15 protein-coding genes are annotated in these 21933 nt (G+C 73.1%); 9 read left to right on the top strand and 6 right to left on the bottom strand.

The features are described from left to right. Nucleotide 1: 1 nt before the first annotated feature. The 7 genes from GXP76_RS13530 to GXP76_RS13500 all read left to right on the top strand — a co-directional run bounded on the left by GXP76_RS13530 (nt 2) and on the right by GXP76_RS13500 (nt 11930). On the top strand, nt 2–3178 hold the full coding sequence (locus GXP76_RS13530) for an NACHT domain-containing NTPase (RefSeq protein WP_242571761.1): 3177 nt from the start codon (nt 2–4) through the stop codon (nt 3176–3178). A gap of 185 nt (nt 3179–3363) precedes the next feature. Then, nucleotides 3364–5472: an ATP-binding protein gene (locus GXP76_RS13525; RefSeq protein ID WP_242571760.1), complete on the top strand. Its 2109-nt coding sequence runs from the start codon at nt 3364–3366 to the stop codon at nt 5470–5472. 9 nt (nt 5473–5481) lie between these two features. Continuing rightward, nucleotides 5482–7065 (top strand): ABC transporter substrate-binding protein, encoded by a 1584-nt coding sequence (locus GXP76_RS13520; protein WP_242571759.1) that lies wholly within the window; start codon nt 5482–5484, stop codon nt 7063–7065. A gap of 206 nt (nt 7066–7271) precedes the next feature. Continuing rightward, on the top strand, nt 7272–8333 hold the full coding sequence (locus GXP76_RS13515; RefSeq protein WP_242571758.1) for a hypothetical protein: 1062 nt from the start codon (nt 7272–7274) through the stop codon (nt 8331–8333). A gap of 95 nt (nt 8334–8428) precedes the next feature. After that, nucleotides 8429–9631 carry a lycopene cyclase family protein gene (locus GXP76_RS13510; protein WP_242571757.1) on the top strand — a complete coding sequence of 401 codons (1203 nt, stop codon included), beginning with the start codon at nt 8429–8431 and terminating at the stop codon, nt 9629–9631. Further along, a complete protein-coding gene (locus tag GXP76_RS13505; RefSeq protein ID WP_242571756.1) occupies nt 9628–10356 on the top strand; it encodes a class I SAM-dependent methyltransferase in 729 nt (242 codons plus the stop codon). Before GXP76_RS13510 ends, GXP76_RS13505 begins: the two co-directional genes overlap by 4 nt. Next, on the top strand, nt 10350–11930 hold the full coding sequence (locus GXP76_RS13500; protein WP_242571755.1) for an FAD-dependent oxidoreductase: 1581 nt from the start codon (nt 10350–10352) through the stop codon (nt 11928–11930). Before GXP76_RS13505 ends, GXP76_RS13500 begins: the two co-directional genes overlap by 7 nt. 4 nt (nt 11931–11934) lie before the next feature. Here the strand turns inward: GXP76_RS13500 and GXP76_RS13495 are convergent, their stop codons facing one another. The 4 genes from GXP76_RS13495 to crtI all read right to left on the bottom strand — a co-directional run bounded on the left by GXP76_RS13495 (nt 11935) and on the right by crtI (nt 16378). Next, nucleotides 11935–12393, bottom strand: coding sequence for a DUF6234 family protein (locus GXP76_RS13495; protein WP_242571754.1), 459 nt, complete (start codon nt 12391–12393; stop codon nt 11935–11937). A gap of 432 nt (nt 12394–12825) precedes the next feature. Next, complete coding sequence (locus GXP76_RS13490) at nt 12826–13875, bottom strand: DUF5914 domain-containing protein (RefSeq protein WP_242571753.1); 1050 nt, start codon at nt 13873–13875, stop codon at nt 12826–12828. Continuing rightward, complete coding sequence (locus tag GXP76_RS13485; protein ID WP_242571752.1) at nt 13872–14825, bottom strand: phytoene/squalene synthase family protein; 954 nt, start codon at nt 14823–14825, stop codon at nt 13872–13874. Before GXP76_RS13485 ends, GXP76_RS13490 begins: the two co-directional genes overlap by 4 nt. Beyond that, nucleotides 14822–16378, bottom strand: a complete 1557-nt coding sequence (gene crtI, locus GXP76_RS13480; RefSeq protein WP_242571751.1) for a phytoene desaturase family protein — start codon at nt 16376–16378, stop codon at nt 14822–14824. The genes GXP76_RS13485 and crtI overlap by 4 nt, the downstream gene beginning before the upstream one ends. Nucleotides 16379–16715: 337 nt before the next feature. Here crtI and GXP76_RS13475 point away from each other — a divergent pair, with 337 nt between their 5' ends. Then, nucleotides 16716–18089: a deoxyribodipyrimidine photo-lyase gene (locus GXP76_RS13475; RefSeq protein ID WP_242571750.1), complete on the top strand. Its 1374-nt coding sequence runs from the start codon at nt 16716–16718 to the stop codon at nt 18087–18089. A 38-nt stretch (nt 18090–18127) separates the two neighbouring features. On the opposite strand, the gene GXP76_RS13470 is transcribed toward GXP76_RS13475, so the two are convergent. Together GXP76_RS13470 and GXP76_RS13465 are read right to left on the bottom strand one after the other, a co-directional pair. Next, complete coding sequence (locus GXP76_RS13470) at nt 18128–18700, bottom strand: dihydrofolate reductase family protein (RefSeq protein WP_242571749.1); 573 nt, start codon at nt 18698–18700, stop codon at nt 18128–18130. Nucleotides 18701–18915: 215 nt separating this feature from the next. Beyond that, nucleotides 18916–20430, bottom strand: a complete 1515-nt coding sequence (locus GXP76_RS13465; protein WP_242571748.1) for a hypothetical protein — start codon at nt 20428–20430, stop codon at nt 18916–18918. A gap of 284 nt (nt 20431–20714) precedes the next feature. On the opposite strand from GXP76_RS13465, the gene GXP76_RS13460 reads away from it, so the two are divergent. Continuing rightward, nucleotides 20715–21923 carry an MFS transporter gene (locus tag GXP76_RS13460; protein WP_242571747.1) on the top strand — a complete coding sequence of 403 codons (1209 nt, stop codon included), beginning with the start codon at nt 20715–20717 and terminating at the stop codon, nt 21921–21923. Nucleotides 21924–21933 lie beyond the last annotated feature (10 nt).

The following is a 21933-nucleotide window of genomic DNA, read 5'->3' as shown; positions in this document are numbered from 1 at the left end:
CGTGCCGGTGCTGAAACGGCTGCTGTTACCGGCCGGCAAGGTGCCCGAGGCGGAGTTCGGCGGCCGGCCGATCCCGATCCGCCGGCTGGTGGCCTTCACCAAGGAGCACCGCACCCTCAGCGAAGACGATCTGCACAGGCTCGCCCGTGAGTTGGTGCGCCGCGCGGTGAGCGCCGCCGGGCCCCACGATCCGCCGGTGGGCGCCGACGAGCACGACGCCGTCGGCCAGGCCCTGACCCGTACCCTGCACGCGCTCGGCGATCTCGACATGGACGACGTGCACGCCTTCGCGCTCGGACCCGAACGGCTCGCCGCGGAACTGTCCAGGAGCGCGGGACCCGACACCCGGCGGCTCCTCAGCGACGACGCGGCCCGCTTCCACGACCGTCTCCTGGAGACTGCGTGTGTGCATCTGGTGCGTCTCTTCAGCCGGCAGGCGGGCTTCGCCGCCCGCGCCCAGATCGAGCAGAGTCGTGAACTGCGCGAGCAGAGCGAGAAGTTGGACCGGCTGCTGAAGCGGCTGCCCGACATCAGCCGCCAGGACACCGAGTTCGAGGAGGCGTACGCGCGCTATGTCGTCGAGAGTCACGGCCGGCTCACGATCTACGGCGTCGACCTGCGTGAACCGGACGGCCAGGACTGGCCGTTGGAGTCCGCGTATCTGAGCCTGGAGGCCATGCCGTACCGGGGTGGCGCCGATCCGGTGCCCGTGGTGAGCGGCGAGCCGGGCGCCGACCGGGACCCGGAGGCGGAGCGCGCCGGCGGCCCGGCCGAGGCGCTTCTCGCCAGCCATGAGCGGATCCTGCTGCGCGGGGTCGCCGGCACCGGCAAGACGACCCTCGTCCAGTGGCTGGCCCTCACCACGGCGCAGCAGGACCGGGTGCCTGGCGGCCTGCCGCAGTTGTACGGGCGGGTGCCGTTCGTCCTGCCGCTGCGCGCCCTGGTGCGCAAGGACGCCGAACTGCCCATGCCCGAGGACTTCCTGCGCTGGATCCGCTGTCCGCTCGTGGGCACCGAGCCCGACGGCTGGGCGGCGCGCGTGTTGCAGCACGGGCGCGGCGTGCTCCTGATCGACGGCGCCGACGAGATCCCCAAGGCCGAACGGGCCCGCGCCAGGTCCTGGCTCAAGAAGCTGATCGCCGTCTTCCCGGGCAATCTGTGGCTGCTCACCTCGCGCCCCTCAGCGCTGGACCGGCGGTGGCTCGCGCGCGAGGGCTTCCAGGAGTACACGCTCAGCGCGATGCGCCCGGCCGACATGCGGCAGTTCATCCGGCGCTGGCACACGGCGGCCGGCGCCACCGAGGAGCTGGGCGAGTCGCTGGCGCTGTCGCTGCGCAGCAGCCCCGAGTTGAGCCGGCTGGCGACCAACCCGCTGATGTGCGCGCTGATGTGCGCCCTGCACCGGGAGCGCCGGGGCTTCCTGCCGCAGGGCCGCGTCTCGCTGTACGAGGCGGCGCTGTCCATGCTGCTGGAGCGGCGGGATCTGGAGCGCGAGGTGTACGGTCGCGGCCACCGCCCGGAGCTGGACCAGAAGTCGGCGACGGAGCCGCTGCAGCGGCTGGCGTACTGGCTGCTGCGCAACGAGCGGACCCAGCTGGAACTGGCGGACGCGGTGGACGTGGTGCGCCGGCTCCAGCCCTCCGTACCGCGCCTCGCGGAGGTCGGTACGCCGGAAGAGGCACTGCAGCACCTGCTGGACCGCTCGGGCCTGCTGCGGGAGCCCGCCGCGGGTGCGGTGAGCTTCATCCACCGGACCTTTCAGGACTTCCTGGGGGCCCGGGCGGTGCTGGAGGAGCGGGACACGGGCATGCTGGTGAACAACGCACACTTGGACCAGTGGGAGGACGTGGTTCAGATGGCCGTCGCACAGGCGAGACACCAGGAACGCGCCGACCTGCTGACCCGTCTGCGGGAGCGCGGCGACCGGGAGAAGGACGCGGCGGTGCAGGCGCGGTTGCGTCTCCTCGCCCTCGCCTCCCTCGAACAGGCCACCCGGCTGGAGCCGACGGTGCGTGAGGCGATCGAGGACCGGGCGGCGCGGATGCTGCCGCCGCGCAGTCTGCGCGAGGCGCGATCGCTGGCCCAGACCGGCCCGCTGCTGCTCGGTCTGCTGCCCGGGGCGAAGGATCTTCAGGGCGACGAGGAGCTGGCGACCGTCCACGCGATATGCCAGATCGGCGGGGACGCGGCGATCCCCCGGCTCCGTGAGTTCCTCACGACGACCCAGTCCGCCGTGCGGGCCCAACTCCTGGACCACTGGGACCGTTTCGACACGCTGGTGTACGCGGAGGAGATCGTACGGCCGCTCCTGGAGACGGCGCCGGACGAAACGGTCACGGTGCGCTCGCACGCCGAGCTGGACGCCCTGCGCACCATGTCCGGCTATCAACGCGTCGGTCTGCACGGTGACTTCGGCCCGGAGGAGATCCGCACCGCGCTCGATCCGCGCCGGCTGCGAGAGCTGCGGCTGCGCAACACCCTCCAACTGGACGACCTGGACCTGCTGTCCGTCTATCCGGAGCTGGAGACGCTCGCGCTCCAGGGGTGCCGGAACGTGAAGGATCCGACGCCGCTGACCCGGCTGCCGCGACTGCGGCGGCTGGAGCTGCGGGACCTCCCCCAGTTCGAGCCCCTGGTGAAGCTGTCGGACTGCGCGTCGCTCGAAGGGCTGCTGGTGGGGCCGGAGGTGCCGTGGCGCGGTCTGACCGATCTGCCGCGCGCCGCCGAGCTGCGCCTGCTGTCCCTGCCGCCGGCCGCCGCGCAGCTCGCGGGGATCGTGCACTGCCGGGGGCTCGAGGAGCTGCGGCTCCAGGACGCGAGTGATCGTCTGACGCCCGACGAATGGGGTTCCCTGCTGGGCGAGTTGCCGGACCTGCGGCGGCTGACCCTGTCGCCGCAGCAGCTCAGCATGCTTCTGTTCGCGCCGCGTACGGAGGTCCCGCAGGTCACACATCTGACGGTACGGGCGGGGCCGGGCGCGGCGGTACCGCTCCGGCGAATCGCCAGGCGTCTTCCGGGGCTTGAGGAGATTCATCTGTCGCAGGTCTCGGAGGTGGACCTCGCCTCCCTGGCCGGGCTGCGCCGGCTGCGGCTGGTCCGGCTCAGTTACGCGGGTGAGATCCGCGGGGCGGACGCGCTTGCCGAGAGCGTCGAACTCGCCATCCACCCGCATCCCTGACACCGCCCCCGTACCCACGCGACGACCGGTCCCACCTGTCACAACCGGGTGACAGAGTGTGGTGGCGACCTGGCGAGAGCGCTTACCCGACGGGTAAGTTCGATGATTCCAGGCTTCATTGGTGGGGAAATCCACTGTTGTGTCTCAGGTGACGGCGACGGACGAAGGGTGCGTGACGCGAGCACATGCGCTCCTCGGACACGTCCCCCCTCCACGGCCGGGATCCGCTGCTGCGCTCGCTCGTCCCCCGGCTCACCGGTCTGACATACGACGAGAGGTCCCGTACGCGCCTGGAACACCACGGCGATCTGCCCGTGGTCCTGGTGACGGGCCGGCACGGCATGGGGCGCAGCGCCGTCCTGGCGGACCTCGCGGCGCACTACCGGGGCCGGTTACCGCTGGCCCATGTCCGGGCCGTGCCGACCGGGTCGGGCGCGCTGCCGTACGCCCCGGAGGACGGCACGGCCGCCACCGCGTCGACGTTCGTCGGGCTCCTGGCGGAGCTGGTGTGCGGTCTGGCGCCCGGACTGCGGCGGCGTTTCCCGGTCCTGACGCCCGGACTGATCGCCGTCTCCGGCTGGGAGCGCGACAACTCCGAGCAGCGGGACGCGACATGCCTGCTGCACGCCCGGCTGCTGCTGGCGTGCCGGCTCGCCGACGGGGACGAGGACGCGCTGCGGCACGGCTGGGCCACCGCCGTCGAGGGCCGGCTGAAGGACGCGTCGGGCGACGGCACGGGAGACGAGCGGAACGAGAAGCGGGACGGGGAGCGGGACGAGGACCGGGGCGGCGAGGCGGTCACGGGCGCGGTGGTGGCGGAGTACACCGAGCGGTACGGTCCGGGTCCCGCCCGTGAGTGGTACGGGCGCCGCTTCCCGCCCGGCGCGGACGGCCAGGATCCGCTGCCGCTGCTCGGCGAGTGGTTCCACCAGGGCGGTGACTACCGGGACTTCGCCGAGCGGAGCCTGCTGGCGGCCTTCCTGCACGACATCGCCGCCTCCTACGGAAGGCTCCAGCGGTGGAACCGGGAGCCGTGGCCGCTCGTGCTGCTCGACGACGCCCACCACGCGGCGGGCCGGACCTTCCTCGATCTGCTCCTGAAGAACCGCGCGCTGCCCGAGCGCCCCGACCACGAGGAACTCGTCGTCGTGGCCACCCGGCTCGGTGAGCTGCCGGAGGACGAGGGCGACGCGATCCGGCGGGAACTCGTCGACGTGGTGCGGTCCTCCGGGTGGGAGCGCCGGGGCCGCGCGCCGTCCGCGGGTCTGCTCGCCGTTCCGCTCGCGCCGCTGAGCCGCGACGACATCCTGCCGCTGCTGGTGCCGAAACGGCCCGCCCGGCCGCTCCACCCGTATCTGGCCTCCGCGGTGCACTCGCTGACCGGGGGGCATCCCGCGGCGACCACCGTGCTCTGCGCGGCGGTCCTGGACGCCACCGGCAGGGGCGTCGTCGTGGAGCCGCGCGGGCTGCTCGAACTGACCACGAAGGAGGGCCGCGCGGTCACCGAGGTACTCCTGGAGCGGCTGCTGCCGGACCGGCGCCAGCGCGACCGGCTGACGCTGCTCTCCCTCGCCCGCGACAGCACGGCGGCGGAGGCCCTGGCGGCCCATCTGCGTTTCCAGGGGCCCGACCAGCTCCCCGCGAACTCGGCCACCGACTATCTGGAGGACCAGCGGTGGCAGCGGCTCACCAGCCCGGACGAGCCGCTGGTCGCCGACATGCTGCTCCAGACCCTGCTCGTGCACGAGGCGCGGCGTACGTCGCGCGGGGTGGAGGACGGCCGGGGCTGGCAGGAGATCCACCGCTTCCTGCGGATACATCACGCGCAGCGCGGCGAGAGCGGGGAGGCGGACGCGCTGCGGCACACGCTCGCGGCCGGGAACGCCGAGACGGTCGTCGCGGCGCTGGCCGAGGAGTTCCAGTCGGAGCAGGACGAACAGGCCGCGGCGCACTGGGTGTTGTGCCTGCGGTACGCGGCGACGGCACCGACACCGCCGACGCCGCCGGCCGGTGACTGGATCGACGAACGGACACAGGTCGCGCTCGGCGCGCACGACGGCCGGTACGCGGAGCTGGACGAGATCGAGCGCTGCGTCAACCGGCTGCTGCACGCCCTGTGGCATGTGTCCCAGCCGCACACCGAGCCGGACCCCGACATGTGCAAGGCGGTCGGCGAGGAGCTGGCGTTCCTCTCGCCGAGGCACCGCTCCTGGCACGCCGTGCTGGGCCAGGCGGCCCGCAGCTGGCCCGTCGCGGCACGAAAGAAGCGCCCGTTGCCCATCCCCGGCGAGTGAGGAGGAAGCATGCTGGTCCGTCTGTTCCGTCGTCATCCCCGCGAGTGGGGCCCGGTCGAGTGGCTCGCCGTCCTCGCGCTCCTTGCGCTGACCGCCGCCGTGATCGCGCTCGTGGTCTCCCTCCTACGCGGCCCCGGCCCGTGCGGTGACGATCTGGAGGAGATCGGCGGTGACTGCGTGGGTGTCACCGAGGGGGTCTTCGAGGCCGACCCGGAGATCGCGGGCCTCATCCGCGCGGTCGCCGACGAGAACGCCCGGGTGCGCGAGGGGTGGGAGGACCCGCCGAGCGGGCCCAAGGTCCCTTACGTACGGATCGCGTTGATGATGCCGTTCACGGCGGACGAGCACAGCGCGATGACCACGGACATGATCCGCCGGGGGCTCGCCGGCGCGCTGACGGCGCAGCGGCAGGCGAACAGCTTCGGCGGACCGCGCTACCAGTTGCTGCTCGCCCCCGACGGCCGGAACCTCGACGCGTGGGAGCCCGTCGTCGAGCGGCTCGCCGAACTGGCCGAGGGCACCGGTCCACCGCTGGTGGGGGTGACCGGCATCCCGAGCAGCACACCGGAGACACGGGACACCATCAGGGCGCTGAGCAAGCTCAAGATCCCCACCGTGGGCCCGGTCATCACCTCGGCCGACATGAACTCCGCCTACTTCTTCAAGACCTCGCCCAGCAATGACCAGTTCGCCCGCGCGCTGAAGCTCTACCTGGACCGGAACCCGGCCGACCGGAAGGGTTTCCTGGTCTGGGACAACCGCGACGAGGACGTCTACTCGAAGAATCTGCGCACCGTCTTCGAGCACCACTTCGACGACGCGTACGACCTGTCGAACCACAGCTCCAACTTCATCGGCTCGTCCGGCACCGCCGAGGGCATCCCGCAGCGGTTCACCGACGCCGTGCAGAAGATCTGCAACGAGAAGTCCGACACGGTCTTCTTCGCCGGCCGCGACCAGGACCTGCCCGCCTTCGTCGCGCGCCTCGCGCAGGAAGGCAGCTGCGGGCGGACCTCGGAGTTGCGCATCCTGAAGGTCGGCATAGGGCTGGAGCCCACGCTGACGGCGGAGGCGCCCACGCGGTGGCTGGAGGAGGCGCGGGCGACGATCGTCGACGCGTCGGCCGTCGACCCCGAGTGGTGGGCCGAGGGGGCCGAGCCCGGGAAGGCGCTCGGCCGGTTCCTCGACGCCTTCCACGAGCTGGACGCCGAGCACGAGTTGGGCGCCAAGCCGCTCGACGACGGCTACGCCGTCATGTACCACGACGCGTTCACACTGCTCGCCGACGCCGTGGACCGTACGTTCACCGAGATCAACGAGGACGACACCCGGACGCCGGGGGCCGCGTATCTGCCCTCGAAGGACGACGTCTACCACACGCTGGCCATTCCCAGTCTCTCCGGCAGCACGTGCAACTCCTGTCTGGTGGGCGCCGCGGGGACGTACGGCTTCGAGGGTCCGGACGCGAACGACCAGTGGTCCGTCTGCAAGCCCGTGCCCGTCGTCGAGCATCCGCGGCGCTCCGCCGGGCGCGACCCGGCGCCCGTCTACCGCACCTACCGGGGGGCGGACGCGGACGCCTGCCCGTCCTGAACACCCGCCCGTCACGACCGTCGGCGCGGACGTCCGCGCGGACGTCCGCGCCGACGAATCGGGCATCTCCCGGGGCGACTTCGGCGAGGTCAGGGGCCCGCACGTATCATCCGCGGGGAACGGGAGGCGTGTGAGGGCGACGTCGGGCACTTGGACCGCGCCGATCGCTGCGGACACGGAGAGAACACAGAGATGAAGGTCAGCCGGTGAAGGTGATACGCCCCTGGGCCCCCTACATGGTGCTGGTGCTGATACTCGCGATCGGCGGCGGCTACGGGTGGTACCGCATGAGCGACACCGCCAAGGGCTGGCGGTACGAGGAGAGCCTGAAGTCGTTCTGCGAAGGGCTGATCCCGTACGAGGAGTCCGCCGGGTACACCGGGTTGGACGGGTCACGCCTGTCGGCCGACTACCGCGCGGGAGGCTCCGAGGGGGACTGGGACTCGTGCACGGTGGCGGGCTTCGACCTCACCATCGCCCGGGTCCCCGACCCGGCGCCCACGTCCTGGGAGAAGTCCCGCGCCTTCGAAAGGCTGGACGAGGTGCCCGGCGACTCGCCCCCGATCCCGCTGGGCGGCGGCTGGCGCGGCTATACGGATCTCGTCAACACGGCGGTTGTCCTGCGCTGCGAGAACAAGGCCGGGGCGGTCTTCGTGACAGCGCACGACAGTGACGTGGACGGTCTGGCCGACAGGTACGACGCGAGCGACTCCGAGCGGGCTCACGGGATCGCCGAGCTCGTGGCGGCGACCGCGGTCGGCGCCGCCGAGGACTGGGACTGCGACGCGAAGGCCGGCGGCCGCATCCCGCGACTGCCCGCCCCGGCGGAGCGCACGTCCCCCTACGCCCCGAAGGGCACCTGCGCGGGAATCCGGCTGCACGACCAGGAGTACGTCCACTGGATCCAGGACGCCCCGGCGAGCGGGACCGCGCCTCTGGAGCGCTGCGTACTCGGCGAGACGAAGGCCGAGGCCGTGCACCTGTTCGAGTTCGAGGCGGCGTTCGGGCCCTTCGCCCAGCGACGGCTCCCGGAAGAGGCCGGCACCGGCACGGTCAAGGGTGCCGGCGGCGCCAAGGGCTCCTACTGGGCGTCCGCGAAGTGCCCCGGCGACGGCCCCCGGGCCCTGTTCCGGGTCGACCCCACGCAGTACGTGTACGTCGACGGCCCGGTGGACGAATTCGCCAGGGACGCCCTCGCCACGTTCGCCGAGCGCAGGGCCGAGCAACACGGCTGCACCGACCTCGTATTGCCGACCGCCTCCTCGTAACACCTTCCGTCGCCCCCGCGCCGCCTGCGTCCGGGTCGGCCGCCGATGCGCGATGCTGACGCGGGGCACGGGAAACGGCGGCGCGAGGAGCGGTGGTGCGGGAGACGGATGTGATCGTCGTCGGCGCGGGCGCCGCCGGTCTCTCCCTCGCGTACCGGCTCCGCACCCCTCCCCCCGGCCACCCGGTGCCCGGCGTGACGCTGATCGACGCCCCCGCCGGTCCGCTCCGGCCGCCGGAGCGGACCTGGTGCTTCTGGGAGACGTCCCCCGGAGACTTCGACGGCGCGCTGACCGCCTCGTGGGAGTCCCTGCGCGTACGGGGGCGGGACGGGTCCGTCAGCGTGGGGCGGCCCGCTCCGTTCCGCTACAAGATGCTGCGGTCCGGCTCCTTCGAGTCGCTGCTGGCCGGGCGGCTCGACGGGCCCCGGGCGCCGCGCCGCGTGACGGCACGGGTCGACGGGATCGCCGACATCGCGTCGGGCGCCGAGGTGAGGGGCGTCGCCGCCGACGGAAGCGCGCTGACGCTGCGGGCCCGCTGGGTGTTCGACTCGCGTCCGCCGCGCGTACTGCCGCCCGCGCGGACGACACTGCTCCAGCACTTCCGCGGCTGGTTCGTCCGCACCGAACGGCCGGTGTTCGACCCCCGGGTCGCCGATCTGATGGATTTCCGCACGCCACAGCCCGCCCAAGGGCTGTCGTTCGGGTACGTCCTGCCGACGACCGCCCACGAGGCGCTGGTCGAGTACACCGAGTTCTCCCGCACGGTGCTGGACGACGCGGGCTACGACCGGGCGCTCGCGCGCTACACCGAGCGGGTGCTCGGGCTGGGCCCCTTGGAGGTGACCGCGACCGAGCAGGGGGTCATCCCGATGACGGACGGCCGCTTCCCGCGACGGGCGGGCCGTTCGGTGTTCCGTATCGGGACCGCGGGCGGTGCCACCCGCCCGTCGACCGGTTACACCTTCGCCGCCGTCCAGCGACAGACCCGCGCCGTCGCCGACGCGTACTTCGGCGGACGGGTGCCGGAGCCGCCGCCCGCGTACCCGGCGCGGGCCGGGGCGATGGACGCGGTGCTGCTGCGGGGGCTGGACAGCGGCCGGGTCGAGGGCGCCGAGTTCTTCGAGGGCCTGTTCCGGCGCGTACCGATGGAGCGGCTGCTCCGTTTCCTCGACGGTGGAACCAGCCCGTACGAAGACTTCACCATCGGCCTGCGGACCCCTGTCGGGCCGATGCTCCGCACCGTCGCCGAACTGCCCTGGCTGCCCCGCCGGGCACCGAGAGGGAGGGCCGTCGGATGACGCTCCTGCACGACGCGGAACTCTCCGCCGCGTTCGACCACGCCGCACTCGCCTACGACCGGCTCGTCGCGGTCAACCCCGGCTACCACGCCCATCTCAGGCGCTCCGCCCGGCGGTTGCGACCGCCCCGTGGCGGCGACGGACTGCGGCTGCTGGACCTGGGGTGCGGAACGGGCGCGTCGACGGCAGCGCTGCTGGCCGCCGCCCCGCACGCCGAGATCGTCGCCGTGGACGCGTCGGCCGGGATGCTGGAGCGGGCAGCCGCCAAGTCGTGGCCGGGGAGCGTGTCGTTCGTACACGCGCCCGTGGAGCGGCTGGCCGAGTCGGGCGTCACCGGCCCGTTCGACGGGGTCTTCGCCGCGTACCTCTTCCGGAACCTCACCGACCCGGACCGGACGCTCGCCCTCGTACGGTCCCTGCTCGCGCCCGGCGGCCGGATCGGCGTGCACGAGTACGCGCTCGGCGGGCGGGCCGTGGACCGTGCGGTCTGGACGGCGGTCTGCAAGGGCGTCGTGCTGCCCGCGGGCCGGCTCGCCGGTGACGCGGATCTCTACCGCCATCTGTGGCGCAGCGTGGTCGAGTTCGACACCGCGCCGGCTTTCGGTGACCGGCTGCGGCGCGCCGGGTTCGAGCACGTGCGGGTGCTGCCGGTGCCGGGCTGGCAGACGGGCATCGCGCACACCTTCGTGGGTCGCCGCGCGGCGGAGAGCGGGGACACGTGGTGACGGCAGGGGGCCGGACGAACGGGGGTGGCGCGCCGCGCCGCGGCCGTGACCGCCGCGCCCGGGTGGTCCGGCCGACGCCGGGGCGCGAGCGGTTCGGCGGCGGCGCCGCACCGGACGTGGCGGTCGTCGGGGGCGGCATCGCGGGGCTCGCCGCCGCCACCGCGCTCGCGGAGCGGGGGGCGGGCGTCACGCTGTACGAGCGTGAACGGAGTCTCGGCGGGCGGCTGGCGGGATGGCCCGTCACACTGGCGGACGGTTCGGCGGCCACCATGAGCCGGGGTTTCCACGCCTTCTTCCGGCAGTACTACAACCTGCGGGGTCTGCTGCGGCGTGCCGACCCCGGCCTCGGCACGCTCCGCGGCCTGCCGGACTATCCGCTGCGCCACGGCGGTACCGGCCTGTACGACAGTTTCGCGCGCGTTCCGCGCACGCCTCCGTGGAGCGCGCTGGGATTCGTCGCGCTCAGCCCCACTTTCGGCCGGCGCGATCTGGTCCGGATGGATCCGAGGGCCGCACTGCCGCTCCTCGATGTGCGAGTGCCCCGGGTGTACGAGGAGCTGGACGGGGTCAGCGCCGAGGACTTCCTGTCCGCGATCCGCTTTCCCGAGGCGGCGCGGCATCTGGCGTTCGAGGTGTTCTCCCGCAGTTTCTTCTCCGATCCAGGTGAACTGTCCGCCGCCGAACTGGTGTTGATGTTCCACATCTACTTCCTGGGGTCGAGCGAGGGACTGCTGTTCGATGTGCCGGACGAGCCGTTCCCGGCCGCTCTGTGGGAGCCGCTCGGCACGTATCTCTCGGGGCTCGGGGCCGGGTTGCGCACCGGTACGGAGGTGGAGGAGGTCGCTCCGGCGCCCGGTGGTGGTCTGACGGTGACGGCGGACGGGCGGCCACGGCGGTACGACGCGGTGGTGCTCGCGCCGGACGGCGGCGGGCTGCGCCACGTGGTCGCCCGATCGCCCCGGTTGTGCGACAGGCGGTGGCGGGAGCGAATCGGCAGGCTGCGCGACGCCCCGCCGTTCCTGGTGTCGCGGCTGTGGCTGGACCGCCCGGTGGCGGCGGACCGGCCCGGTTTCCTCGGGACCAGCGGTTTCGGCGCACTCGACAACGTGAGCGTGCTGGAGCGCTGGGAGGGAGAGGCGGCGCGGTGGGCGGCCAGGACGGGCGGCTCGGTGGTCGAGCTGCACGCGTACGCCGTCGCGCCCGGCGCCGACCGGGCGGCCCGACAACGTTCGCTGGTGGAGCAGTTGCACCGGGTGTACCCGGAGACGCGGTCCGCGAGGACCGTCGACGCGCGGCACGAGTGGCGGTCGGACTGTCCGCTGTTCCCGGTGGGCGGCTACACCGACCGCCCCACGGTACGCACCCCCGACCCGCGTGTCGTGGTGGCGGGCGACCTGGTCCGTACGGATCTTCCGGTGGCGCTCATGGAACGCGCCGCGACCACGGGCTTCCTGGCCGCCAACGCGCTGCTGGAGCGGTGGGGCGTACGCGGTCAGACACTGTGGACCGTGCCGGACAGGGGCAGGTCGGCGGGGCTGCGGGCGCTCGTGCGGCTGGCCCGGCGCGCCCCCTGACGGGTCACCCGCCGTAGCGCGCGCACTCGCTGCTGTCGCCGCCGCTGCGGCAGCCCACGGGCCCGGTCGGGGCGGGGACGGGGCGGTTCTTCTCGTCCTCGTGGGATTGCAGCGCGGCCCCGGCGAAGAAGCCGAGGACGACGAGGACGGCCATCGCGCCCTGGCTCACCGCTGTGACCGTGGCCCGCGCGCGGGAGGCGATCACCGCGGCGGCGAAGGCCAGTACGCCGACCGCGCCGAGGGCGGGCAGATAGCGCCAGAGGGACGGCGATTGGCTGTCCGTGGCGGGATCCAGGTCGAAATGATCGAAGAACGGCCACAGGACGACGATCACGGCCACGGCGATCAGCTCAAGGAAGACGAGCCCGCACGAGGCCCCGACATCGGCACCCCGCCCCACGGGTGGCTTCACCGAGGGGGCGGAGGAGTCGAAGGCCGGAGGCGCGGTGGGCAGGTCGCTCATACGCAACACCTTGCCGTACCGGTCGGCACGGGAACATGAGTACGGATACCTAAGGGCTGTCCCGCCCGGCGGGCCGCTTCACAGCAGCCCGTCCGGCGCCCGAGGCCGACCCGTCCGCCGGACGGCCCGGCCCTGGCCGCGCCCAAGGCTGTGTCCGTACGCCCAGTGCGACGCCGGCCCCTCCGTCTTGCGACGCACCGCGCCGAAGAGACATCAGCCGCACCGCGTCGGGCGCCGGCCCCGCCCTGCGGGCGGACGGCGACATGTGTCGGACACGGCCCAGGGCCTGTCGTTCGGATCTTGCCGGGCTCGCGTGCCCCGGCACCGCGCCTCGCCGCGTTGACAGCGGAGGAGCGAGGCACGGCACCAACGCGGACATCAGCCGCCGCGCGGCGGGCGTTCACCGATCCAGCCTGATCCGAATGACAGCCCTCAGCCGGGAAACCGCCCCGTGCTGCGCAGGTGCCAGCGGCGTTCCGCGTAGGCGAGGTCGTCGCGCCACAGGCGGCCGGCGACGGCGCGCATCAGTGGGCGCAGCGCCGGGGCGGCGGCGCGTGCCGCCGCGAACCCCGGGCGGTCGGAGGCCGCGACGACCGCCTCGACCACGGCCGTTCGTGGGCGGCCGCGCCCGTCGTGACCGAGTGGCGTGGCATGGGTCTCCACGACGGAACCCTCTCCCTCGCCCTCGGTGATGCGCATGACGACCGTGCGCGGACCGGGTGCCGTGAAGACCGCGCGGACGGGCACCACGGCCCGTCCGGCCACCTTGAAGGACACGTCCACGGCGAACCCGTCGCCCCCGCCGGAGCCGTCGCCTCCGCCGGGCGTCGAGAGGACCGTGAGGTCCACGAACGAGTACGGGTGCAGCCAGGCGCCGTGCCAGGGGTCGAGCCGGTTGGCCACCACGTCCTGCGGCTCGCACACCCCGAAGCCGGTGTAGACGGCGTCCACGGACGCGGCCGCCCCGGGCCGGGGCGGGACGAGCGGACGGTCCGACGGGCTCTCGCCGCCCGCCCGGTCGAGCCGCACCCATGCCAACACCCCGTCGTCGTAGGCCGGGACGGGCTCCCAGCCCGCGAACGGCCCGCCGTCCAGGGCGAGTCCGTGCCAGTGACAGATGAGTGTGCCGCAGCGCACCCGGCCGTCCTTGAGCGGCGCGCCGAGGTGCGGGCAGGCGCCCGGTCCCGCCACCAGGCGCCCCGACTCGTCGCGCCACAGGACCAGTTCGACGCCCGCGACGGTACGTCCGAGCGGGCGGCCGGGGCGTACGTCGCGGGCGGCGCCCACCACGTACCAGTTGCCGGACGGTCCGGCGAGGGCCCGCTTCAGCGCCCCCTCGATGAGGGCCGGCCGGGCCTCCCGCCAACTCGGTTCCTGGTCGGCCCAGTTGGCGGGACGACGGCGCAGCCGCAACGGGTACCGGCCGCGCCACCCCTCGCCGCCGGATGTACGTGCCCGTGTGCCGTCGTCGTGGTCGCTCATGCCACCCCCTCGCGCGCGGCTGCTCTGGTCCGGGCGGCCGCCACCCGTACCAGCCCGTCGACGGCGACGGCCGCCCGCCGCCGGCGGCGTACGACGGCACGGCGGTGCAGCACTGCGTACCCTTCGTCGGCCACGGCGTCGAGAATCCCGCCGTACAGGACGAACGCGGCGCGGATACAGGGGCGGGACACCGGGTCGAGCATCCGGATGCCGGGCGCCGCACGCCGGTAGACGCCGCGGGTCAGCGCGACGGCGGCCTTCAGCGCGGCGGTGATCCGCGAGTCCCTGGTGCCGGTGGCACGGCTCCACTCCAGCAGTTCGCGGTCGACCCCGTGCGCGGCGAGCAGATCGGCGGGCAGATAGACCCGGCCGCGGTCGAGGTCCTCGCCGACGTCCCGGACGAAGTTGGTCAGCTGGAAGGCGACGCCGAGCGCGGCGGCGTGCGGGGCCGCCACCTCGCGCGGGACGACGGTGCCGAGCACGGGCAGCATCTGGAGACCGATCACGGCGGCCGAGCCGTGCATGTAGCGGCGCAGGTCGTCGTAGGTGGCGTAGTCCGTGACCGTGAGGTCGCTGCGCATGGCGGTCAGGAAGTCGCGGAACAGCGGGTGGTCGATGCGGTAGGTCGTCGCGGTGTGGGCGAGCGCCCTGATCACGGGATCGCGACTGCGGCCCGAACGCAGCCCGTCCGCCAACCGTGCCTGGAGCGCGTCGAGTTGGCGGGCGCGCTCGGCGGTGGTGGCGGCGGTGTCGAGGTCGTCGACGATGTCGTCGGCCCAGCGGGCGAAGCCGTAGAGGGCGTGGACCGCGGGGCGCCGTTCGACGGGCAGGAGGCGGGTGGCGAGGAAATAGGTCCTGCCGTGGCGTGAGTTGAGCCGGCGGCACCGGGTGTAGGCGGCGCGCAGATACGGGTCGTCGATGCCGGCGGCGTCGAGTTCACGGTCGGTCATGCGCGCCGTCCTTTCGGTACGCGGACGGCCGCTCCCGTACCGGAGCCGGTGACGCGGGCGGCGGCGAGCTTGCCGGAGATCAGGACGGTGGGGACGCCGACTCCGGGGGTGGTGCCGCATCCGGCGAGCACCGCGTTCGTGGTGCCGCGCACCAGGTTGCGCGGGCGGAAGGGGCCGGTCTGCGCGAAGGTGTGCGCGGCGGAGAACGGGGTTCCCGCGGCGTGCCCTTCGGCGGCCCAGTCGGCGGGTGTGACGAGGCATTCCTCCTCGATGGCGGCGCCGAGTCCGTCCAGCCCCCGGCGTTCGAGTTCGGTGAGGAGAGTGTCGCGGTAGCGGGGGCCGAGCTCCGCCCACTCGTGGACGCCGGGCCCGATACGGGTGTTGGGGCAGGGCGCCAGGATGTAGTGCAGATGGCGGCCGGGCGGGGCGAGGCCCGGGTCGGTGGCCGTGGGGCGGGTGATGAGCAGGGACGGGTCGCTCATGAGGCTCCCGGTGTGCGTCAGTTCCCGGAACGTACGCTTCCAGGCGTGTCCGAACGAGATGGTGTGGTGGCCGAGTCCCGGCCAGGTGCGGTCGGTGCCTGCGTGCAGGATCACGGCCGACGGCGAGAACCGCAGCGGGACGGCGCGGCGCGGCGGGCGGCCGAGCAGACGGTAGGTGACGGGCAGATCGGGCGTGAGGACGACCGCGTCGCAGGGGATACGTACCTGGTCGTCGCCGTGGCCGGTGATGACCGCGGTGATCCGGTCGCCGGATCCGCCGCCGGATCCGCCGCCCGACCGTTCCAGGCGGGTGACGTCGTGACCGTAGCGGAAGTCGGCACCCGCGTCCGCCGCCGCGTCGGCCATGGCGCGGGGCAGGGCGTGCATGCCGCCGCGCGGGAAGCAGACCCCGGCGACGGTGTCCATGTAGGCGATGACGGCGTACGCGGCCAGGGCCTTGGCGGGTGGGATGCCGGCGTACAGGGCCTGGAAGGAGAAGACCCGGCGCAGGCGTTCGTCCGAGATGAACGATCCGATGCGGGTGTCGAGGCGGCCGAAGCCGCCGAGTGCGGCCAGGCGTACGAGGTCGGGGTGGAGGAGGGACAGCGGCGAGTCGAAGTTGGCGTCGATGAAACGGCGTGTCTGGACGGCGTACAGCTTCTCCAGCCAGTGGCGCAGGCGCCGGTAGCCGTGCGCTTCGCCGGATCCCGCGAAGCGTTCGACCTCGGCGGCCATCGCGTCGGCGCCGGTGTGGACGTCGAGTGTGCTGCCGTCGGCGAACCGTGCCCGGTAGGCGGGGTGCAGGGGGATGAGGTCGAGCCGGTCGGCGAGTGTGTCGCCGACGGCGGCGAAGGCCTCCTCTACGAGGTCGGGCATGGTGAGGACGGTGGGGCCGGTGTCGAGGTGGTAGCCGCCCCGTTCGAGGCGGCCCGCCCGGCCGCCGGGCCGCGTACCACGGTCGACGACGGTGACGGCGCGTCCGGCGCCGAGCAGATGCAGGGCGGCGGAGAGCCCGGCGAGTCCGGCGCCGACCACGACGACGTGGTCGGTGGGTCCGCCGAGTGTCCTCATCGGCCGCTCCCGGAGGGCCGCGCCCGGCGTCCTCCCGGGGAGAGCGGGCCCGTACCACTGCCGCGCATCGCGTGACCTCTTCTCGCGTCGGCCGGCCGGGCGCACCGTTCGTTCGGATCGGGAGTGCGGATTCGGACGCGCGGTCCCCGGCGCGGGTCTGATGACGCCTCAGTCCACCATGATCATGGGCCGTACGCCGGACAACATGTCAGCGGTGCGTCTCTTCGGGTGAACGGGCCGGCCCGATGGCCGGGTGGGTGGTGCCCGCACCGCATGCTGACGCCTTGAGCAGACAGAGATACGGGCACGAGTGGCCCGTACGAGGGGAAGTGGCTCCATGACCGTCTCGGTCGTCCTGTTCACCAGCGACCTGCGTCTTCACGACAACCCGACCCTGCACGCCGCCGTCGCCGGCGCCGACGAGGTGGTGCCGCTGTTCGTCCTCGACGAGGCGATCGTGTCGGCCGGGTTCGCCACGCCCAACCGGCGCGCGTTCCTCGCCGACTGTCTGACCGATCTCGACGCCGGGCTCCGGGCGCGCGGCGGCCGACTCGTCGTGCGTAGCGGCGATGTCGTGGAACAGACGCTCAAGGTCGCGGCCGAGACCGGTGCCGGGGAGGTACGGACGGCCGGCGGAGTCAGCCGCTACGCCCAGCGGCGTGAGGAACGGCTGCGCCTGGCCCTGGAGTCCGACGGCCGCCGGCTGCACGTCCACGACGCCACCCTCACGGCGCTCCCGCCGGGCGCCGTCACTCCGGCCGGCTCGGACCACTTCGCGGTCTTCACCCCGTACTTCCGCCGCTGGTCGCAGGAGCGACTCCGTGGCGTACTCGCCGCGCCCCGGACGGTGGGGGTTCCGGCGGGGGTCGGCTCCGACCCGGTGCCCGCGCGCGCGGACACCTCCGGCATCTCGGAGGGTCTCGCCGAGGGTGGCGAGAGCGCGGGCCGCAAACGCTTCACGGCCTGGAAGCGCGGCGGGCTCGCGACGTACGACAGCGGCCACGACGACATGGCGGGCGACCTCACCTCGCGGCTCTCGCCGTATCTGCACTTCGGCGCCCTCTCCCCCACCGAGCTCGTCCAGCGGGCGAGGCGGGCGGGCGGTACGGGCGCCGAGGCGTTCGTACGGCAGTTGTGCTGGCGCGACTTCCACCACCAGGTGCTGGCCGCCCGGCCCGACGCCTCGTCGGTCGACTACCGCACCAAGCACGACCGCTGGCGGTCCGAGGAGTCCGCCGGCGAGGAGATCGAGGCGTGGAAGGCGGGCCGTACCGGCTATCCGGTGGTGGACGCCGCCATGCGCCAGTTGCGCCACGAGGGGTGGATGCACAACCGCGGCAGGCTGCTGACCGCGAGCTTCCTCACCAAGACCCTGTACGTGGACTGGCGGATCGGCGCGCGCCACTTCCTGGAGCTGCTGGTGGACGGCGACATCGCCAACAACCAGCTCAACTGGCAGTGGATGGCCGGTACCGGCACGGATTCACGCCCCAACCGGGTGCTCAACCCGGTGATCCAGGGCAAGCGTTACGACCCGGACGGCCGCTACGTCCGCCGGTGGGTGCCCGAGCTGGGCGGGCTGGCGGGCGCGGCCGTCCACGAGCCGTGGAAGCTCACCGGGCGCGAGCGTGCCCGGTACGACTACCCGGATCCGCTCGTGGAACTGGCCGAGGGCCGGGACCGCTTCCAGCGGGCCCGCGGGAAGGACTGAGCCGGCTCCGGGCCGGGCCGGTGGCCCGGCCGGGGCCGTCAGTGGACGACGTCGAACACGTTCTTCTGGAGACCGTTCGAGTACGTCTCGTGCTCGACGAGCCGCAGCTTGCGGGTGTCGTTGTCCGCGTCGCTGAACAGCCGCTTGCCCGCGCCGAGCAGGAGCGGGAAGACCAGCAGGTGGTAACGGTCGATCAGGCCGGCGTCCGAGAGACCCCGGTTGAGGGTGGCGCTGCCGTGGACGATGATCGGGCCGCCCTCGGTCCGCTTCAGCTCCGCGACCTCGTCGAGCGATCTCAGGATCGTGGTCGGGCCCCAGTCCGAGACGAGCGCGTCGTCGGTGAGGGTGGTGGAGACGACGTACTTCGGCATCACCTTGTACGAGGAGAACTCCTCCATGCCCGGCCAGACGGGGCTGAACGCCTCGTAGCTGGTCCGGCCCAGCAGCATGGCCGCTGCCTCCTCCTGCTCCCGGCCCTTGATCTCGTACGCCTCCGGGACGAATTCGACCTCCTTGAAGGTCCAGCCCGAGTTCCGGTAGCCGGGCTCGCCGCCCGGCGCCTCCACGACGCCGTCGAGTGAGACGAAAGCGGTGCTGATCAGGGTGCGCATCGAAACTCTCCTAAAGTCCGTGTCCTGGTTCTCCCAGGCACAGTAAAGACCTCCGGTCACGGAGAAACTCATCGGTGCCCGCTCGGCGGCGTCCACGGCGCCGTGCGCCTTGGGGTAGGACGCGGCTCGTCGCCCCCGCTCCCGTCGACGGGGCCGGGCTCGTCACGGGCGGGGCCGGCCGTGGCGCGCGTGCGCCACGGCCGGCGGCGCGCCCGTCAGGCGCCCGGTTCGGCCCGGGCGGACGGTGACAGATACACGCGGCAGTTGCGCAGGCCCGGCAGATCGGGGATTCGCTCGACCCGCCACTCGCGCGCGTACGCGGGGGGCCCGGCCTGCCCCGCGACCACGAAAGCCACCGGCTTCTCGCGTGCCACGGCGACGAGTTCACCGGGCGTGATGCTCCCGTCGTGACCGCCGGTCTGCCGCGACGCGCAGCCGATCCGGAAGGCGACCCTGATCGCCTCCGTGCCGCTGACCACACAGGGCGGTGTGACGCCCTGACGTGCGAACTCGGCGGCGATACGGTCGAACTTGCCCCGGTCGACCCGGCTGCGCTCGGCACGGTCCGCGACGACGGTCCCCTGGACCCACAGATGCGCGACCGCCGCCGCCACGAGCAGGACCACCACCGGTCCGCGGGGCCGCGCGGTCCTGACGAGCCAGGTCAGGAACAGCGCGGTGGGCAGCGCGAGGAGCGCGTACACGGGGAGCAGGAAGCGCGGCGCGGCGTAACCGATCAGGAGCAGGTACTGCGCGGCCATCGACAGACCGACCAGTGTCGGCACCAGTACGAGCGGCAGCCGCCGCAGGCGGGCGGCGACCAGTACTCCGCCGAGGGTGAGCAGCGGCAGGGCGAACCACCAGATCGCGGTGGCCGGCCGCCGCCACCGGACGTCGCAGGGACGGCAGAGCAGCCGCCCGTCGAGCGAGCGCATGTGGTCGCCGAAGACGAGGTTCCAGCCCAGATGGCCCTGGATCTCGCTGGCCCGGGCGAGCCGTGTGAAGAGGCCGCCGTAGCTGACGTACGCCTCGATGATCCACTCCGCGCAGCCGACGGCCCCGCCCGCGGCGAGCGCCGTCAGCAGGGCCCACCGGCGCCATCGCCGGACGGCGAGCGCGATGAGGGCGAGCGGCGCGGTGAGCCAGAAGGCGTCGGTGGGGCGCATGAGGGCGACGAAGGCCACCGCGACTCCGAGCCCGATGAGGGCCGTACGGTCGGTCCGGTCGCGCGCCGCCCGCAGGAAGAGGCCGACGGCGCAGAGGCAGCCGAGGGCGACCCAGAGGTTCGGCATGACCTGCGGCCCGTAGAAGACGGTGATCCACAGTCCGGCGAACAGGGCGCCGGCGAGGGCGAGTACGGATGCGGGGAGCAGGCGCCGCCACACATGGAGGGCGAGGAAGAGTCCGGCGCCGGAGAGCAGCGCCAGATAGACGCGGAGCACGTCGACGGAGGAGGTCAGGAAGGTCACCGGCGCGACGAGGAAGGTGATGCCCCGAGCACGGGGGGCACTGAAGAACGCGGTGTCGGAGGCGGCGCGGCTGACTTGGCTGGTGTACACGGTCTCGTCCCAGCCGAGCCCGGATCCCGGTACGACGAAGACGAGTTGCACGATCGTGTACACGCTCGCGACGACCGCCAGCCACAGGAGACCGCCGTCGGCCGTCCGGTCCCGCTGGGCCGGACGGCTCGTCTCTCGCTGGCCGGTCGCGACGGCCTTGGTCTGTGTCATGGCCCAACGCTGCCTGGCGGCGCCCAGCGGGCCCACGGGACACGCCACGGGGCGAATATTAAGAAATCGCATCTAAAACATACGATTCACCCGATGGGCGTGTATCCCGGCATCGATGACCGCCGCCAGGGCGCAACCGTCCGGCGCGCCAACCGGGCGATGCGGGAACCCAGTTCGGAGTCCGTGCCGGAGTGGGGAGCTGATCCTTCGTTGGACATGCCGCGCCGCCGGACCGAGGATATGGAGGGAATGTTCCCTTTTTGAACGGGTGAGGACGCGTGCCCATGCCGCAGCGCAGCACACGACGGTTGTCGGTCGGCTATCTCGGCGCCGCGGTCGTCTTCGCGATCGGCATGCTGGGTACGACGCTGCCCACCCCGCTGTACGGGCTCTACCGCGAGGAGCTCGGCTTCTCCGAGTTCATGGTGACGGTGGTCTTCGCCGTCTACGCGTTCGGGGTCATCGCCGTCCTGCTGCTCGCGGGCAACTTCTCCGACCAGGCGGGCCGCCGGCCGGTGCTGTTCATCGGGCTCGGGCTCTCCGCCGCGAGCGCCGTCTGCTTCCTGACCGAGGGCGGGCTGCCCTTCCTCTTCGCCGGCCGCCTCCTGTCGGGTTTCGCCGCCGGGCTGTTCAGCGGCGCCGCCACCGCCACGGTGATGGAGCTGGCGCCGCCGGGCCGCGAGGCGCGGGCGGGGCTGGCCGCCACGGCGGCGAACATGGGCGGCCTCGGCTGCGGTCCGCTGCTGGCCGGGCTGCTGGCGCAGTACGCGCCGTCGCCGCTGCGGCTGCCGTTCGCGGCGGCACTGGCGCTGGTGGCCGTGGGCACCGTCCTGACCTGGTTCCTGCCGGAGACGGTGCAACGCCGTACGCGCCGGCCGAGGCTGCACCCCCAGGGGCTGAAGGTGCCGGCGCAGGTACGCGGGGTCTTCGCACCGGCGGCGCTGGCCGCGTTCGCCGGCTTCTCGCTCCTGGGTCTGTGTACGGCGGTGTCCCCCACGTTCATCGCGACGACCCTGGGCGAGAGCAATCTGGCGGTCTCGGGAGCCGTCGTGTTCTCGGTCTTCCTGGCCTCGACCGTCGGCCAGTCCCTGATGGGGAGGGTCGGGGCGTCGGCCGCGCTGCCGGGCGGCAGCCTGGTGCTGGTGGCGGGCCTCGTCCTGGTGGGTGCGTCGCTGTTCGTGGAGTCGCTGCCGCTGCTGGTGGTCGGCGTGGTCTGCGGCGGTCTGGGGCAGGGGCTGGCGTTCCGGGCGGCCATCACGGCCATCGGCGCGGCGGCGCCGCCGGAGTCGCGCGGCGGCACGATCTCGACGTTCTTCGTCGTCGCCTACATCGGCATCTCACTGCCGGTGATCGGCATCGGCGCGCTGACCCTGGTGCTGGAGCTGCGGACCGTGGGCCTGATCTTCACCGGGTGCGTGGCGGTGCTGGCGGCGAGTGTCGGACTGTACGAACTGCGGGTCCGGGGCAACAGGGAGGCGCCGTCAGGCGGTTGAGCGCGCCACG

Source organism: Streptomyces sp. NP-1717 (assembly GCF_022695985.1).
Taxonomy (GTDB): Bacteria; Actinomycetota; Actinomycetes; order Streptomycetales; family Streptomycetaceae; genus Streptomyces.
Note: the sequence above shows the minus strand (reverse complement) of the source record. Positions and strands in the feature narration are given on the sequence as shown.

Bases quoted from the DNA above. Each gene is read 5' to 3' on its own strand.
- GXP76_RS13460 (WP_242571747.1), top strand. From the start codon at position 20,715: ATGCCGCAGCGCAGCACACGACGGTTGTCGGTCGGCTATCTCGGCGCC.
- GXP76_RS13485 (WP_242571752.1), bottom strand. From the start codon at position 14,825: ATGACCGACCGTGAACTCGACGCCGCCGGCATCGACGACCCGTATCTG.
- GXP76_RS13470 (WP_242571749.1), bottom strand. From the start codon at position 18,700: ATGCGCACCCTGATCAGCACCGCTTTCGTCTCACTCGACGGCGTCGTG.
- GXP76_RS13505 (WP_242571756.1), top strand. From the start codon at position 9,628: ATGACGCTCCTGCACGACGCGGAACTCTCCGCCGCGTTCGACCACGCC.
- GXP76_RS13465 (WP_242571748.1), bottom strand. From the start codon at position 20,430: ATGACACAGACCAAGGCCGTCGCGACCGGCCAGCGAGAGACGAGCCGT.
- GXP76_RS13520 (WP_242571759.1), top strand. From the start codon at position 5,482: ATGCTGGTCCGTCTGTTCCGTCGTCATCCCCGCGAGTGGGGCCCGGTC.
- crtI (WP_242571751.1), bottom strand. From the start codon at position 16,378: ATGAGGACACTCGGCGGACCCACCGACCACGTCGTCGTGGTCGGCGCC.
- GXP76_RS13525 (WP_242571760.1), top strand. From the start codon at position 3,364: ATGCGCTCCTCGGACACGTCCCCCCTCCACGGCCGGGATCCGCTGCTG.
- GXP76_RS13475 (WP_242571750.1), top strand. From the start codon at position 16,716: ATGACCGTCTCGGTCGTCCTGTTCACCAGCGACCTGCGTCTTCACGAC.
- GXP76_RS13490 (WP_242571753.1), bottom strand. From the start codon at position 13,875: ATGAGCGACCACGACGACGGCACACGGGCACGTACATCCGGCGGCGAG.
- GXP76_RS13495 (WP_242571754.1), bottom strand. From the start codon at position 12,393: ATGAGCGACCTGCCCACCGCGCCTCCGGCCTTCGACTCCTCCGCCCCC.